This is a genomic window from Vulcanococcus sp. CPBay_Sum15L08_68, assembly GCF_017855895.1.
Lineage (GTDB): Bacteria > Cyanobacteriota > Cyanobacteriia > PCC-6307 > Cyanobiaceae > Vulcanococcus.
On record NZ_JAFMFX010000001.1, the window covers coordinates 16,272 to 31,047 of the forward strand.

Here is a 14,776-nt window from a genome sequence, read left to right on the forward strand (position 1 = left end):
CCAAGCCTGGAGCGCTAGCTGCGATCCGTTGCTGGATTCTGGGTGGGGGCGCTGTCCTGAAACCACTGCTGCTCTGCCTCGAGGGCACTGACCCGGCGCTGCCAGGTGCGATACCGCTTGGCCATTGTGCGCAATGTGCGGCGCCTCTGTTCCAAGCGCTGACGGCAGGTGCGCAAACGGGGTTGTTCAAACTCCAGATCCGGACCACGCAACAGCAGGGTCAAGACCTCGGTCGGGGCGAGGGAGGGCGCCGCTGGATTCAGGGTGAGAGGCAGAGCCATCCGCAGGACATTGGCTGGCGCAGGCAGGGCCTCGACCTGTCCATCCAAGACCGCATCCAGGAGATTCAAAGGGAGCAAGCCCTGCGCCAGACCCACGCGCATCATCTCCACATTGATGGCATGGGAGAGGTTGCGCAGACGTCGGCGCAGAGCACGATCGAAATGGGCCCACCAGCGCACCTGAAGCAGGGGATCGCGAGGCAGATGCGAACTGACGACGTCCGAGTCGAAGCTCTCGAACGGAAGGCCTTCGGAATCGCCCACCTCGTCCCCAGACTCCTCAACCTCAGGGGTCTCGGACTCGGAGGACCGTGCTGACAGGGTCTCGGAGGCCATCGAGAACAGGGACTGAAGCAGGGCTAAATCCCCCTCAGGCGGAGCTGGCTCGGCAGACGGAACCTCGTCTTCCTCGGCTACACGAGGACGCTGGTTCAATGCTGGCAATCCCGGCACACCTCGGTCAAACAGATCGGCCCCCAGGGGGAGATCCAGGCTGAGATTGATCGACTGGGGCAATGGAGCCTCAGCAGGCCGTTCAACGGGCGGAGAGCTCGGGGTGGCTTCTTCTTGGCCCTCCAGCATGCTTTGCAGAATTTTTTGCTGCTCCTGCAGCTGCCGGCGCTGTTGCTTGCGGGCCTGCTGGGCGGCCAGACCCATCACCTGCTCGACGGTGAGCAGGGAACAGGAGCGTTTCACCAAACTTTGGAGACGCCGCTGAAACGTCTGACGGCGCTCTGGTGTCAGCTGGTTGTAGCGCTCAGGAACCACCTGGGTCGCCAAATGAAAACAGGCCTGCTGCACGCTGTGCAACAGGCCATCCCGCAGAACCTGCAGGTACAGGGCGAGGTCGCGGTAGAGGGCCGGAGTGAACTCCTCTTGCTGCTGAAGCAGCGAGAGGAGTTGTGCCTTGGCCTCGTCCAGGGATCGTGTGTTGGGATCCAGAGGACGACTCACGGGACCAGAGCGCTGAAGGGACGAGTCCCGATCAAGCAGCCTGCATGGCAGCCACTTCAGCCGCGAAGTCCATCTTCTCGACTTCGATGCCCTCGCCCAGGTTGAAGCGAACGAAGCGGCGCACCTGGATGTTCTCGCCGACCTTGCCGGAGACCTGCTTAACCAGTTCGTCGACGGTCAGGGCGCTGTCCTTGATGTAGGCCTGATCGAGGAGGGACATCTCCTTGAGGCGCTTGCCGATACGGCCGGCCACGATCTTCTCCTTCATCTCCTCCTTCTTGCCGGCGAGGTCATCGCGGCCCATCTCGATCTGCTTCTCGCGCTCGGCGACTTCAGCGGGGATGTCCTCGACCTTGACGTAGTCAACGTTGGGGCATGCAGCGACCTGCATGGCCACGTTGCGCACGAGCTCCTGGAAGATCTCGCCACGGGCGACGAAATCGGTTTCGCAGTTCACTTCAACCAGAACGCCGACGCGGGCACCGGTGTGGATGTAGCTACCGATCGCGCCCTCAGCGGCGGCACGGCCAGCCTTCTTCTCGGCGGAGGCAATGCCCTTCTGACGCAGCCACTCGACGGCCTTGTCCTTGTCGCCCTTCGTTTCGTTGAGGGCCTTCTTGCAGTCCATCATCCCTGCGCCGGTCATGTCGCGCAGTTCTTTGACGAGCTTGGCGGAGATCTCAGCCATGGTGCGTTGCGGTGATGAAGAGGGGAAAAATCAAAACAGGGGCTCAACACCGAAGAGCCTCCCCGGGGGGAAGCTCCTGGCATCAACCACTGGGGTCAGGAACGAATCAGGCCTGAACGTCGTCGTAGGCAGCTTGCTCGTTGGAGCCGTGGCGACCTTCGTTGATGGCATCCGCCAGACGGCCGAGCACCAGTTGAACGGAGCGCACTGCGTCGTCGTTGCAGGGGATGGGCACGTCGCAGAGGTCGGGGTCGCAGTTGGTGTCGAGCATGGACACCAGGGGAATGTCCAGCTTGCGGGCTTCGAGCACGGCGTTCGTCTCGCGGCGCTGGTCCACCAGGACCACCACGTCGGGGAGGCGACGCATGTTCTTGAGACCACCCAGGTACTTCTGCAGGCGGTCCAGCTCGCGGCGCAGGACTGCGGCTTCCTTCTTAGGACGCATGGCGATGGCGCCGGAGGACTCCATCCGCTCGAGGTCCTTCAGGCGGTCGATGCGGGCACGCATCGTGGTCCAGTTGGTGAGCATGCCGCCCAGCCAGCGCTGGTTCACGTAGGCAGCACCACAGCGGCTGGCTTCGAGGGCAATCACCTCAGAGGCCTGCTTTTTGGTTCCCACAAACAGGAAGCGCTTGCCGCTGCGTGCGGCACTGCGAACCCACTTGTAGGCGTTGTTCATGCAAACCGCGGTTTGCACGAGGTCAATGATGTGGACGCCGTTGCGCGCGCAATAGATGTAGCGCGACATCTTGGGGTTCCAACGGCGAGTTTGGTGCCCAAAGTGAGCACCCGCCTCCATCATTTCGGCGAGAGTGACGACAGCCATGTTGTGTTGAGGTTTCGGGTTTGCCTCCACCTGCCAGGGATCCACCGAACAGGACGAACCTGAATCACCGGTTGATCACCCGAAACGCGCAGGTGTGCGGTTTGAAAGTGCCTGGAAACACTACCAAACGGGCCTTCTGCTCAGCGCAGACCGGCGGCCCGAGCCTCGGCATAAAGCGCCCTGACACCGATGCGATTGAGAGGAAGCCGGAGTAGCTCCATGGCCCATGCCGCTTGGCCCTGACGAATGAGCCAAGCCAGCAGCGGCAGAAGGCTGCGCTCATTCAAGAGACCACCCAGGGTCAGTAGCTCCCAGAGCACCCTGTGGAGGATGGTGAATTGAATGATGAACCGCACCCGCCGGGTGGGGTGTTTTTTGTAGAAGACCAGACCCATCTTGGCCCGCTCCCCCTCGACGGCGATCAGGCGGGGGACCTGCTCCAAGCTCAGGGGCGGGTGCCAGTGATAGCCAACCGCAGCTGGACAACGGACCAGGACGACGCCCATCTGCCGCAGCCGCTCGCCCAACTCCAGGTCTTCCCAGCCATAGAGCCGGAAGCGGGTGTCAAACAGGCCACTGCGCTCAAGAACCTCACGGTCAATCGCGACATTCCCGGTGGCGAAATAGGCCCAGGAAAGATCGCGGAGCTTGTGGGGTTCGCTGGTCGGATCTTCAAAATTGGCGGTGTTGATCACCGCTCCATAGGTGAAGCAGAGGCGGTCGCCCCGCTCCTGCCAGCTCTGGTTCAGCTGGCTGGCGTGACTCAGGAGAAAGTCCTCCGTCACCACCAGGTCGCTGTCAATAAAAACAATCACGTCACCACGGGCGTGATCCACCCCGCGGTTGCGCCCCTCAGCCGGTCCACCGTGGTCCTGTTGGACCAGGCGGACATGGGGGAGATCGGCCTGATGGCGGCCCAACCAAGCCACTGTGTCGTCGGTGGACCCGTCATCCACCACCACCACCTCGTAGTTGCTGATCGGTGCAGCCAGTCGCTGGCTCTCGAGGGCACGCAGGCACTTCTCGAGAATCGGAAGACGGTTGTAGGTGGGGATGACGACGCTGAGGAACATGGCCAGGTCGACGATTCGAGCAAAAAAAAGGGATCCCTCAGGATCCCAGAGCAGTCAAATTGCGAGAGCTGATCAGTCAGCAGCGCCGCCGTTGTTGGCGGTGCCGGTCACGCCATTACCTGCGCCTTCGCCGCGACCGTCGTTACGCATCTTCCGCTTTTTGAACTTGCGGGCGTACGCGCGGTTGCGCTCTTGCTTTTCCTTCTTGAGGTTGCGGCGTTTGGCCATCGAAACGGCGTGAAGTTCGGGTTAGTCCCCACAGTACTGAATCGCCCTCAGTGCTGAACGGATAACGCGGGCTTTCCTGCCTCCAGCAGACGGCCATCCTCCATGCGCACCAGGCGATCAGCGATATCCAAGATCCGCGGATCATGGGTGACCATCAGGACCGCACAGCCCTGATCCCGGGCCAAACGCCTTAAAAGTTCCACCACCTCACGACCCGTTTGCGAATCCAACGCTGCGGTGGGTTCATCGGCGAGCAGCAAGCGCGGGTGGGCTGCGAGGGCACGGGCAATCGCCACGCGCTGCTTCTGACCGCCGGAGAGGTCATGGGGCAACTTATGCAGTTCGTCCCCGAGGCCCACGGCCCGAAGCCACTCCCTGGATTGATCACGCCGGGCGCGGTAGCTCAGGCCAGGCAGCAGGTCCGATCCCATCTGCACGTTTTGCTCCGCCGTCAGGCAGCGCAGCAGATTGTGTCCTTGAAAAATCATGCCGATCGAGCGGCGCAGCCGCTGACGATCGCGGCGACTGGCACCGGCCAGCTGTTGGCCCAACACCTCTACGGATCCTTCTTGAACGGAGCGCAGGGCGCCGACAAGGGTCAGCAGGGTGGTCTTGCCGCAGCCGGAGGGTCCCGTCAGCAGCACGACCTCGCCGGCCGCAACGGTCAGGTTGACGCCCTGGAGGACCTGGCGGCGCATGGTCCCCGATCCATAGAAATGGGAGAGCTCCCGAAGATCAACTGCAGCGGAGATGGCCATCGGTTCAGAAAATCTCTGCGGGATCGGCGTCGGCCAGGCGACGCATGGCCAGCCCTGCTGACGCCATGCACATCACCAAAATCATGCTGAACACGGTGATGGCGCGGGCGGAGTCCATGAACACCGGCAGTTGGGTGGCAGAGCGCACCATGAGGTAGAGGCCCTGGCCTGCGGCATAGGCCGGGAGATAGCCAAAGGCGGCCAGCAGCAGTCCTTCGCGGGCAACGACCCCAAGCAGGCTGGGCAGCTTGTAGCCCATCGCCATCAAGGTCGCGTACTCCGGCAGGTGGTCACTGACATCGGAATAGAGCACCTGATAAACGATCACGCAGCCAACGACGAATCCCATGGCGGCCCCGAGCGTGAAGATGAAGCCGATGGAGGTGCTGGTGCGCCAGTAGTTCTGCTCGAAATCAATAAAGCCCTGCTTGGTGAGCACCTTGACGTCGCTGGGCAGTTGAGCCTGCAGACGTTGGGCGACGGCGATGGGATCGCTTCCGGGTTTCAGGCGAACCAAGCCGACCTCGATGCTCCCGGGCGGGGTGTTGGGAAGCAGATCGATGAAGGTCTCCGAGCTGGTCAGCAGATTTCCATCCGCTCCAAAGGAGGTTCCCAAGCCCACCAAACCAGCCACGCGGACGCGCTTGCCGGCAATTTCACTCTCCACCGTGCGCCCCTCACGGAACCACTCGGCCACCGGTCCAAATTCCGGTCGGGACTGCTCATCAAAAAGAACCCGCCCCTTTTGAGTCAGAGCCCGCGCCTTTGGGGCCAGCGAAGGATCGGTGAAGAGGGGATCATTGGGCTCAAAGCCCAGGGTCAAGATGGAGCGTGTGCCCCGCGTTTCGGGGTTGCGCCAGAGCAACAAATTCCAGTGAACCGGCGTGATCCCCTCCACCTCTGGGGCCGCCATGGTCTGGACCAAACGGCGCTTGGGGAAGCCCGCCATGCTCACCGAACTGGTGGACCGGGGACTGATCAGCACCAGATCGGCGTCAAACAGCCGGTGAATCGTGACGCTGGCATCAAACAGCCCGTCACGGAAGCCCAGCTGCATGAACATCAGGATCCCGGCGAAACTGATGCCCGCAAGCGCTACAGCCAGACGCACTGGCTGCCGGGTTAAGAGCAGCAGGGCCAGGGGAATGCGCCGGCGTTGCCAGATCCCCTCAAACCAACGCTGAAGACTCACGGCTCAAAGCGCGCGATGACCTTCAGGCCCGAGAGCTGCTGCACACGCTTGGCATCGGCGGGATCCAGGGCGAGTCGCACTTCGACGATGCGAGCGTCCGCATCGCCCGTGGGATCGGTGGAGAGCACATCTCGCTGCCGGATCTGCGGTGAAATCCGCAGCACTTCAGCCTTCAGCTTGCCGCTGAAGCCTCCGTTTTCACTGATCAACGAAGCACTCTGGCCCAGGCGAATCCGACCGATGTCGCTTTCGTAGACCTCGGCGATCGCCTCCATGCGGTCACTGGCGCCAACCGACAGGATGCCGTCCGAACCAGGACGCTCCCCAGGACGGGCATAGACCCGCAATACCGTCCCATCAATGGGTGAGCGGAGTTGGCTGTCCTTGAGGTCCACTTCAATGCCTCGCTTCTCAGCGAGGGCTTGACGCCGTTGTCCTTCGAAGGTCACCAGCTCGTCTTGCTTCTCCTCCAGGAGCACCATGCTGGCGGCACCTTCCCTGGAGGCTTCGCGGTAGCGACTCACCTCACGACGCTGCATCGCGATCGAGCGATCCAGGGTGCCAATACGGGCATTGATCGCCGCGAGATCAGCCAAGAGTCCGGGGCGGTTATCAAAGGTGGCCAGGATCTGACCGCGCTTGACCCGGTCACCTTCTTGGACCGAAAGGCTGCTGATGCGGGGGCTGCCGCCCATCGACCCCATGGGAGCGGCCAGCTTGCGGACATCGCCGGCGGGTTCCAGTCGACCCAGGGCCGAAACGGATTCAATTCTGGGTTGAACAACCGGGGCCGGAGGCACCGGGGCGGGCCGGTCCAGGGCACGACCAATCACCACGGCGAGCAGCAGCAGAGCCACTGCTCCACCGCCACTTCGCCAGGGATATCGCTTCAGCCACTGCAGCATCACTGCAGGGGCAGTGGATCGTCGAAGAGCAACTCCTCGATGTAGCGATCGGCCCACTCGGGATTGAAGGCTTTCTCGAGCACGCGGCGGGTCTTGTCGTTGCGCTTCTGTTGCTGGCAATACGAGAGCTGGCCGCTATGTCGCCTCACCGTATCTGGGTGATCGATGGGCTGAGGAACGGCCTCTGCACTGGCCTCACCCAACACCCGCAGAAAATCACTGACGAGCTCGATAAAGCGTTGCTCTTCCGCTGCATCCGCAGGACGGACAAAGCGGACATAGGGAGAAAAGATCGTCCCCCACTCAGGCAGCTCACGCTCCTGGCTGAACGCGCGCTTCGGCAGGGCCTCCAGACGCTGAAGGACCGCCTGCGGCAGGGCGCCATCCACGGGCGAGAGATCAACGATTGCAGCAGAGACCACGCCACGGCCGGCAACGATGTCCGCCCCAAAGACGGGCAGGTCATAGCGGGGGTCGGGGAAAAAGACGCAGTGGAGGATCTGCAGGCCGGCTCCAAGCCGTGCGGTTTCCAGGTGCAACTTGCGCAGACCGCGGCTGGAGCGCAATTCATTGCGGATGAAGAGGTCCTCCCCATCGAGGCTGCCGCTAATGGCCTCCAATTGGGGATCTACCGCCAGTGGCTGCAGCTCCGGCAAGGAGGACCACTGCTGACGGATGCGCTCAGCGAGGGCGTCAACGAGCGGATGAATGCCGAGGGCAGCAGAACTCATCGGGGCTGAAGCGGCGACCGTCCTGGCGATCCTGCCAGCAGAATGGGGCGAACCACAGGTTCTCAATCCGTTGTCAGGTCTGAACACCGCTCCGCTGCCTGAACCGCAGCGTGGTCAGCTCGCCAACGGAACGTCCCTGGTGCAACTCGATCTGCCGAATGCACCTGTGGTCTGCCTTGACTTTTGGTGCCGCTCCGGCAGTGGAGTGGAGGCCCCCGGGGAGGCGGGGATCGCCCACTTCCTCGAGCACATGGTCTTCAAAGGAAGTCACAGCCTTCAAGCCGGTGAATTTGACCAGCGCATCGAAGCGCTTGGGGGCAACAGCAATGCAGCCACCGGCTTCGACGACGTGCACTATCACGTCCTGATTCCGCCCGAAGCCTGCGCTGAAGCACTGGAGCTGCTCACTGATCTGGTGCTTCAACCGCGCTTGGACCGGAGCGATTTCGACATGGAGCGTCAGGTGGTGCTCGAGGAACTCGCCCAGAGTGAGGACCAACCGGAAGAAGTGGCTTTTCAGCAGCTGCTCAAGCAAAGCTGCCTGGATCACGCCTATGGCAAAGCGATCCTGGGGGACCGGGACGCACTCCTTGGCCACACCCCGGAGGCCATGGCGCGCTTCCATGCCCGTCATTACCGCGCCGATCGTTGTTGCCTTTCGGTGGCAGGGCCGCTGGCGGCGTTGCAACTGGAAGAGCAACTGCAGCGCTCAGCCTTGGCGGAGTTGGTCCCCTCCGAAGCCGACGCAAGGCCTGCTCCACTGCAGTTCATGCCCGGTGAAGAGCGACTGGAACTGCCCCGGCTGGAGGCCGCCAGGCTCTTAATGGCCTGGCCGCTGCCCGGTGCAGCTGACCAAATGTCTGTGGTTGGTGGGGACCTGCTGACCACCCTGTTGGCGGAGGGACGGCGCAGTCGCCTGGTGGAGCGACTGCGGGAGCAGCTTCGGCTGGTGGAAAGCGTCGATCTCGATCTCAACGTCTTGGAGTCCGGCTGCCTTGTCTTGCTTGAGGCGGTCTGTGAGCCCGAACACCTCAGCCGTGTTCGAGCGGAAATCAATGGCGTCCTGAAGGCACTGCAGCAGGAGATCCCAAGCGAAGCCGAGGTGGAGCGCGCCCGGCGATTGGTCGGCAACGGCTACCGCTTCAGCCTGGAGGCGCCAAGCGCCGTCGCCGCGATGGTTGGCAACAGCGCGCTGTGGGATCGCAAGCACAACCTCCAAGCCCCGCTCGACTGGCTCGAGGAATGGGACGGACAGCGCCTGGTGCAGGACGTCGTCCCCCAACTGCAGCCGGAGCGGGCCTTTGTGTTGGAGGCGGTTCCAGCATGAGCAGCGCCGGCGTGCAACAACGTGAGCTCAGCGGAGGCTGTCCGCTCTGGCTCATCGAGCGTCCAGGTCCAGCCATCCTCTCGGCCAAGCTCTGGATCCGCGGCGGAAGCAGCGCCGACCCCTCTGGCCAGCGGGGGGCTTCCCAACTGCTCGCGGGGGTGCTGAGCCGGGGCTGCGGGCCGTTCAGTGGCGACGCCCTGGCTGATCTCGTTGAAGGCCGGGGCGCAGGACTGCGCTGTGAGGCCGCCGAAGACGGCACCTTGATCAGCCTGAAGTGCGCCAGTGATGACGCGGCTCTCTTGCTGCCGCTGGTCCTGCAGATGGTCACCAGCCCGTGGCTGGTCGAGGACCAGGTGACCCTCGAGCGTCAACTCAATCTGCAAACCCTGCAGCGGCAGAAGGAGGACCCCTTCCAGGTCGCCCACGATCAACTGCGTCAGCAGCTCTACGGCTCAGGGCCCTACGGCCACGACCCCCTGGGTGTTGAGGCCGAACTCTGCGCACTGGCTCGCCCGCAACTCGAGCAGATGACCCACCAGCTCGGGCAAGAGGGTGCCGTGATGGTCCTGGCGGGCCAGATCCCAGCGGAGCCCGAGCAACTGTTGCTGCATCAGCTCGAGGGCCAGAGCTGGAGGACCCAGGCACCAAAGCGCCTGGCCGGCGCCTCCGGGCTCAAGCAGGTCTCACTGGCGAGCAACGTCGATGAGACTGAGCAGTTGGTCTTGATGCTGGGGACCACCACAGCTCCCCTTGGCAGTGAGCAGGCCCTGGCCCTACGGCTGCTGCATTGCCACCTGGGCATCGGCATGTCCAGCCGCCTCTTTGTGGCCCTACGGGAGGAACACGGCCTGGCCTACGACGTGGGGGTGCACTACCCCGCGCGCCTCGGGGATGCCCCCTTCGTGTTCCATCTCTCCAGCTCGAGCGATCGCGCTGAGGACGCCACCCGCGAGCTGCTCAATGAATGGCTGCGCCTGCTCGAGGAGCCCATCAGTGATGCACAACTCCAGCTGGCCAAGGCGAAGTTCAAAGGTCAGGAGGCCTTAGGGCGCCAAACCTGCAGCCAAGTGGCCGATCGCCACGCCCTGGTCCTCGGCCATGGCCTGCCCTTCGACTTTGCCGATCGCTGTCTTCTCGAAGCTGAAGCGCTGACGCCGAGCGATCTCCACCAAGCAGCGCAGGCGCTGCTGCAGGGACCGTCCTTGAGCCTCTGCGGACCGCAGGACGCGATTGAGGCAGCAACGGCGGTCTGGACGGGGCATCCACTGAACCGGTCTTAAACCGGTTCCAGTTGCTTGAGCTCCAGCAAAAAGGTGCCGCGACGGAAACGGACGGCGACTTGATCCAAGGCCTTGAGGGCTACCACCTGGCCAACCTCGTCGGCGTCGATCAAATCAGGCGGGCGCAGCATCGACATCGCGTCGGCTGTCTTGAGATAGCTGGGTTGAGCCAGCAGACGCACCTGAGTGCCAACGCTGATGGATTCCTGGGACATCGGTCGTTGCAAGACCACCACTCTCCTGCAGGATGGTCCCACTGAGAGGCCAACTGTGCGCGCCCTTGCCAACTGGAGTGGTGCCCTCGCTGGATTGCTGCTGATCCTCTGTGGAGGGTTGATTCAGGCCGCGATCCCTTGGCCAGGCAGCCAGGGCGTCTCGTTCGTGCCCCTGCCCATGACCTTGCAGGTGCCAGCCCTGCTCTTTACGGCCTTGGTCTGCGGACATCGTCCGGCCATGTTGGCCGGCATGGCCTACATCAGCCTGGGGCTCTTCCAGCTCCCGGTTTTTCAGGGTGGCGGCGGGTTGAGCTACCTCAGCGATCCCGCTTTTGGCTATCTGGCTGGGTTCCTACCAGCTGCCTGGCTGACCGGCCGCCTCGCCCAGCAGCAGGACATGGATGACCTGCTGAATCTTGTGGCTGCAGCGGTCCTGGGGCTGTTGATCCTTCAGGGTTGCGGCCTGGCCAACCTCCTGCTCGGCGGGCTGTTCCAGCGCTGGGGCGGACAGCTGCCCCAGTTGGTGCTGACCTACAGCCTTGGGCCGCTGCTCCCCCAACTGCTCCTCTGTTGTGCGGTGGCCGTTCTCGCCTGGCCGACCCGACGCCTGTTGTTGCTGGACCGTTGATGAAGCGGAGCTACTGGATCGCCATCGCCGTTGTGCTGATGGACCAGATCAGCAAGGCCTGGGCCGTGGACCATCTGGCCGGAGTGGGCGTTCGTCCGCTGCTTCCAGGACTGCTCCAACTGCAGCTGGTCTTCAACAGCGGTGCGGCCTTCAGCATGCTGGAGGGAAACGCCAACCTGTTGGGAGTGGTCAGCCTCGCGGTCGCCGTGGGGCTTGTGTTCTGGATCCAGACGAGCGGTCCACTGGATCGCTGGCAGGCCATGGGCCTGGGGTTCTTGCTGGGGGGAGCCGTTGGCAATGGAATCGACCGCTGGCGCTTGGGGCGGGTGGTGGACTTCCTGGAGTTTGTGCCGATCTCCTTCCCGATCTTCAACCTCGCGGATGTCGCCATCAACCTCGCGGTTCTTTGCCTAGCGCTCTCGCTCTTTCCCGCTTGGCGCAGGCACTAATCAAGGGGATCATCGGAGCGCGTGGTCAAGGAGCCCTTGACCTCCACCAAGGGATGCTGGCGTGAAACCTCCTGGTCGAATCTGGCTTTGGCTTGGTCTGGCCCTCGGGGTCTTGGTGGTCGTCACCGCCGTGCTCCAGGCCGTCAACAATCTGCTCTGGCAGCTGAGCTACCTGCTTCCGAGCTGGCTTGTTGGCCCCTTCAGCCTGCTGCTCTTCGGCGGGGCAGCACTGCTGATCGCTCGCTTTGCTTGGCCCTGGTTCAACAGCATCCGGCGCTCAGGCTGGAAGGTCTTTCAAGAGCCCGGTTCGCGCACCAGTGCGCCGATTGAGGCTCCCGTCAACCGCAAGGAAGCAGCTCAAAAGAACCTTGCAGGGATCGAGACGCTCCTGCAGGGCATCCGGGACGAGGTCCAACGTGAGGCCCTCAGGCAAGAACGAGAGAGGGTTGCAGCAGAGCTGGAACGCGGCGATTTAGTGATCGTGGTGTTTGGCACCGGCTCCGCCGGGAAAACATCCCTAATCCGGGCGCTGCTGCGCGACGTCGTGGGCGAGGTCGGAGCAGCCATGGGTTCAACGACGACAACCACGAGCTATCGCCTCCGCCTGCGCAACCTGCAGCGAGGCATCCGACTGGTTGACACGCCGGGGATTTTGGAAGCGGGCATCGAGGGGCAGAAGCGCGAGCAGATTGCCCGCGATCAGGCCTCGAATGCCGATCTCCTACTGCTTGTTGTCGATGGGGATCTTCGGGCCGCTGAGCTCGAGGTGTTTGCGGCGCTCGCCAGCTTGGGCAAACGGCTGCTGCTGGTCCTCAACAAGTGCGATCTGCGGGGTGAAGAAGAAGAGAAACGCCTCCTCGAGCTGCTTCGACGCAGAACCCAGGGCCGCATTGCACTGGAGGACGTGCTGACGGCCAGTGCATCACCCCAATCGGTTCCGATGCCGGGTGGTCAACCGCTGCAACCAGCACCGGAGATCGATCGGCTCCTGCGGAGGATCGCGCAGGTCTTGCACAGCGACGGGGAGGAGCTGATTGCCGACAACATCCTGATGCAGAGCAGCAGGCTCAGCGACGCGGGACGCCGTCTGCTGGGGGAGCAGCGGCAACAGGATGCGGAGTCGATCGTCGATCGCTACAGCTGGATCAGCGCCGGGGTGCTCGCGGCCACTCCGCTTCCGGGCATCGATTTGCTCGGGGCCGCCGCCGTCAATGCCCAGATGGTGATGGAAATCGGCCGCGTCTATGGGGTCAGCCTGTCGAAAACCTCGGCCCAGGAACTGGCTGTTTCCGTTGGACGAACCCTGGCCAGCTTGGGCTTGATCAAGGGCGGCATCAGCCTGGTCGGGGCCGCGCTCAGCCTGAACCTTCCGGCGCTGCTGCTGAGCCGTGCCGTGCAGGCGGTGGGTGCAGGCTGGCTGACTCGAATCGCCGGACGCAGTTTCATCACCTACTTCCAGCAGGATCAGGATTGGGGGGATGGCGGAATCCAGGACGTCGTGCAGCGTCAGTACGACCTGAACCGCCGTGAATCCGCCCTCAATGCATTTCTGTCGGCAGCGATGAAGCGTGTGGTGGAACCGCTGCAGCGTCAGGGGAAGCAGGGGCAACTGCCGCCACGGCCCGAGCGTCGCTGAAGGCCTCCGGCGGCGGTGGCTGCATCGGTCCACGGGCATCCAGGACGGTGATGAAGGCCAGATAGGCCACCGCGATCAGAATCGAGATGGCACCGGTCACGATGGCGACCCAGCGGCCTTGGGGGTTCGGTTGATTCATCTCAAACGCAAGTCAACGACCGCTGAACGACCGAGGCCACGGCAGCCAGGTCAGTGGATCGGGTGTGGGGATTGCCGAGTACGGCCTTGAGGTGATGCCTCCCCGCATAGAAGGGACGGGAGAGCATCAACTGCTGTTCGAGCAACTGCTGCCGGGTCTGGCTCGACCATCGCTCCGATTCGCTGGCCCCCATCGCACTCGGGGTGAAGGCCAATAGATGCAATGGGCCGCTGCGCATCTGCAAGGGCAGCCCGCAGAGGTGCTGCTCCAGCGCAGCGCGCCGTTGGAGGGCCCCCTGGAGCAACGCATCGATTCCATCCAAACCCAATTGGCGCAGTCCCAGCCAGAGCTTGAGGATCTCGGCCGGCCGCGTTCCCTGAAGGCCGCATTCACCGCCATGGGCATCCAGCCAACTGGGCTCCATGTAGGGCAGGCCAGTGCCAAAGCAGGAGGCCAGCAGTTCAGGACGCTTCAGCAGCAGCAGGGAGGAGGTCTTGGTGATGCCCAGGAGCTTCTGGGGATTCACCGTGAGGGAGTCGGCCCGGTCCAGATCGGGGACCAGGTGTTTGTGCCGTTGGCTGAGGCCAAACACCGCACCAATCGCGCCGTCCACGTGCAGCCAGACCCCGTGGCGGTGGCACAGATCAGAAATGGCCGCCAGGGGATCGACGGCACCCCGCACCGTGGTTCCGGCGGTGGCCACAACGGCAAGGACAGGACGTCCCTCTTGCTCGGCCGACTGCAAAGCAGCGGCAAGAGCCGTGGGGCAGAGACAGCCGGCGCCGTCCGTCTGGATGGTCTGGAGACTCTGCTTCGGTAAGCCCATCACCATCAGGGCCTTGCCGATGGAGACGTGGGCATCTGCGCTGCAGAACACCGTCAAGTCGGAGGTCTCGCCATGGGCGAGCTGATGGCGAGCCACGACCAAGGCCATCAGATTGCTGAGGCTGCCGCCACTGGCTGCGACACCACCGGCCGTCTCTCCGAGGCCCAGTTGTTCAGCCATCCAGTGGGTCAAGCTGCGCTCGAGCCGCGACAGGCTTGGCGAGAGCTCCTCGGCCAACAAATTGTTGTTGAGGCCGGCGCAGACGAGATCAGCCGCCACCGATGCGGTGAGCGGTGGGGGATCCAAGTGGGCCATCGCACCGGGGTGGACGGGGTTGTAGGCCCCATCCATCACCAGCTGCAGATCCTCAAGCAACGCCTCAGCAGACAGGCCCTGTTGCAGTGGAGCCGGCTCGGGAAGAACGCTCAGCAGGGGCAAGGGCGAGCGCTCAGCGGCACTGGACCACCACTGGCAGAGACGCGTGCTGGCCGAGCTCAAGAAGGCTTCCAACGCGGGATCCTCCCGCAGGGGATCCGGGAAGCAGGCAACGCTGCGCTGCGGCTGGCTCGGTTGGGCTTGAGCCAATGGCCCTGAGCGTTCAGCGCCCATTGTCCCGTGTCATCGGACCCGCCGTGCTGGC

General features: G+C 63.5%; 16 protein-coding genes. 5 read left to right on the plus strand and 11 right to left on the minus strand.

Annotated elements, in window-relative coordinates:
* Positions 1–14 precede the first annotated feature (14 nt).
* The 9 genes from QZ189_RS00060 to QZ189_RS00100 form a co-directional block, all read right to left on the minus strand.
* Entirely contained in the window at positions 15–1,235 is a 1,221-nt protein-coding gene (locus QZ189_RS00060; RefSeq protein ID WP_296420474.1) for a hypothetical protein, read from the minus strand.
* A 31-nt stretch (positions 1,236–1,266) separates the two neighbouring features.
* Entirely contained in the window at positions 1,267–1,923 is a 657-nt protein-coding gene (gene tsf / locus QZ189_RS00065; protein ID WP_010316911.1) for a translation elongation factor Ts, read from the minus strand.
* Between the two features lie 106 nt (positions 1,924–2,029).
* Positions 2,030–2,749, minus strand: a complete 720-nt coding sequence (gene rpsB, locus QZ189_RS00070; RefSeq protein WP_010316910.1) for a 30S ribosomal protein S2 — start codon at positions 2,747–2,749, stop codon at positions 2,030–2,032.
* 140 nt (positions 2,750–2,889) lie between these two features.
* Positions 2,890–3,822, minus strand: a complete 933-nt coding sequence (locus tag QZ189_RS00075) for a glycosyltransferase family A protein (RefSeq protein WP_296420476.1) — start codon at positions 3,820–3,822, stop codon at positions 2,890–2,892.
* Positions 3,823–3,894: 72 nt separating this feature from the next.
* Positions 3,895–4,050, minus strand: a complete 156-nt coding sequence (locus QZ189_RS00080) for a hypothetical protein (RefSeq protein WP_006850288.1) — start codon at positions 4,048–4,050, stop codon at positions 3,895–3,897.
* A 47-nt stretch (positions 4,051–4,097) separates the two neighbouring features.
* Positions 4,098–4,808: a DevA family ABC transporter ATP-binding protein gene (locus tag QZ189_RS00085; protein WP_296415817.1), complete on the minus strand. Its 711-nt coding sequence runs from the start codon at positions 4,806–4,808 to the stop codon at positions 4,098–4,100.
* Positions 4,809–4,812: 4 nt separating this feature from the next.
* Positions 4,813–6,000: an ABC transporter permease DevC gene (devC, locus tag QZ189_RS00090; protein ID WP_010316893.1), complete on the minus strand. Its 1,188-nt coding sequence runs from the start codon at positions 5,998–6,000 to the stop codon at positions 4,813–4,815.
* A complete protein-coding gene (locus QZ189_RS00095; protein ID WP_296415821.1) occupies positions 5,997–6,905 on the minus strand; it encodes an HlyD family efflux transporter periplasmic adaptor subunit in 909 nt (302 codons plus the stop codon). The genes devC and QZ189_RS00095 overlap by 4 nt, the downstream gene beginning before the upstream one ends.
* On the minus strand, positions 6,905–7,636 hold the full coding sequence (locus tag QZ189_RS00100; protein WP_247478306.1) for a phycocyanobilin:ferredoxin oxidoreductase: 732 nt from the start codon (positions 7,634–7,636) through the stop codon (positions 6,905–6,907). The genes QZ189_RS00095 and QZ189_RS00100 overlap by 1 nt, the downstream gene beginning before the upstream one ends.
* Positions 7,637–7,706: 70 nt before the next feature.
* Here QZ189_RS00100 and QZ189_RS00105 point away from each other — a divergent pair, with 70 nt between their 5' ends.
* Both QZ189_RS00105 and QZ189_RS00110 read left to right on the plus strand, forming a co-directional pair.
* Positions 7,707–8,963, plus strand: coding sequence for a pitrilysin family protein (locus tag QZ189_RS00105; RefSeq protein ID WP_296420479.1), 1,257 nt, complete (start codon positions 7,707–7,709; stop codon positions 8,961–8,963).
* Positions 8,960–10,243, plus strand: coding sequence for a pitrilysin family protein (locus QZ189_RS00110; RefSeq protein ID WP_296420481.1), 1,284 nt, complete (start codon positions 8,960–8,962; stop codon positions 10,241–10,243). The genes QZ189_RS00105 and QZ189_RS00110 overlap by 4 nt, the downstream gene beginning before the upstream one ends.
* Here QZ189_RS00110 and QZ189_RS00115 read toward each other — a convergent pair.
* Positions 10,240–10,458: a DUF3148 domain-containing protein gene (locus QZ189_RS00115; protein ID WP_010316884.1), complete on the minus strand. Its 219-nt coding sequence runs from the start codon at positions 10,456–10,458 to the stop codon at positions 10,240–10,242. The two genes, QZ189_RS00110 and QZ189_RS00115, sit on opposite strands and share 4 nt — an antisense overlap.
* A gap of 55 nt (positions 10,459–10,513) precedes the next feature.
* Between QZ189_RS00115 and QZ189_RS00120 the strand changes: the two genes are divergently transcribed.
* From QZ189_RS00120 to QZ189_RS00130, 3 genes are all read left to right on the plus strand, one after another.
* A complete protein-coding gene (locus tag QZ189_RS00120; protein WP_247478301.1) occupies positions 10,514–11,086 on the plus strand; it encodes a biotin transporter BioY in 573 nt (190 codons plus the stop codon).
* On the plus strand, positions 11,086–11,535 hold the full coding sequence (gene lspA / locus QZ189_RS00125) for a signal peptidase II (protein ID WP_010316882.1): 450 nt from the start codon (positions 11,086–11,088) through the stop codon (positions 11,533–11,535). Before QZ189_RS00120 ends, lspA begins: the two co-directional genes overlap by 1 nt.
* A 61-nt stretch (positions 11,536–11,596) precedes the next feature.
* The gene (locus tag QZ189_RS00130) at positions 11,597–13,171 is read left to right on the plus strand and encodes a GTP-binding protein (protein WP_296415829.1); all 1,575 of its coding nucleotides are present in this window, start codon (positions 11,597–11,599) and stop codon (positions 13,169–13,171) included.
* A 140-nt stretch (positions 13,172–13,311) separates the two neighbouring features.
* Here QZ189_RS00130 and QZ189_RS00135 read toward each other — a convergent pair whose 3' ends face one another.
* On the minus strand, positions 13,312–14,721 hold the full coding sequence (locus QZ189_RS00135) for a pyridoxal-dependent decarboxylase (protein WP_296415830.1): 1,410 nt from the start codon (positions 14,719–14,721) through the stop codon (positions 13,312–13,314).
* Between the last annotated feature and the right edge of the window lie 55 nt (positions 14,722–14,776).

Excerpts from the sequence above, each read along its gene's own strand:
- lspA (WP_010316882.1), top strand. The coding sequence starts at position 11,086 with ATGAAGCGGAGCTACTGGATCGCCATCGCCGTTGTGCTGATGGACCAG.
- tsf (WP_010316911.1), bottom strand. The coding sequence starts at position 1,923 with ATGGCTGAGATCTCCGCCAAGCTCGTCAAAGAACTGCGCGACATGACC.
- QZ189_RS00075 (WP_296420476.1), bottom strand. The coding sequence starts at position 3,822 with ATGTTCCTCAGCGTCGTCATCCCCACCTACAACCGTCTTCCGATTCTC.
- QZ189_RS00110 (WP_296420481.1), top strand. The coding sequence starts at position 8,960 with ATGAGCAGCGCCGGCGTGCAACAACGTGAGCTCAGCGGAGGCTGTCCG.
- QZ189_RS00115 (WP_010316884.1), bottom strand. The coding sequence starts at position 10,458 with ATGTCCCAGGAATCCATCAGCGTTGGCACTCAGGTGCGTCTGCTGGCT.
- QZ189_RS00095 (WP_296415821.1), bottom strand. The coding sequence starts at position 6,905 with ATGCTGCAGTGGCTGAAGCGATATCCCTGGCGAAGTGGCGGTGGAGCA.
- QZ189_RS00100 (WP_247478306.1), bottom strand. The coding sequence starts at position 7,636 with ATGAGTTCTGCTGCCCTCGGCATTCATCCGCTCGTTGACGCCCTCGCT.
- rpsB (WP_010316910.1), bottom strand. The coding sequence starts at position 2,749 with ATGGCTGTCGTCACTCTCGCCGAAATGATGGAGGCGGGTGCTCACTTT.
- QZ189_RS00085 (WP_296415817.1), bottom strand. The coding sequence starts at position 4,808 with ATGGCCATCTCCGCTGCAGTTGATCTTCGGGAGCTCTCCCATTTCTAT.
- QZ189_RS00080 (WP_006850288.1), bottom strand. The coding sequence starts at position 4,050 with ATGGCCAAACGCCGCAACCTCAAGAAGGAAAAGCAAGAGCGCAACCGC.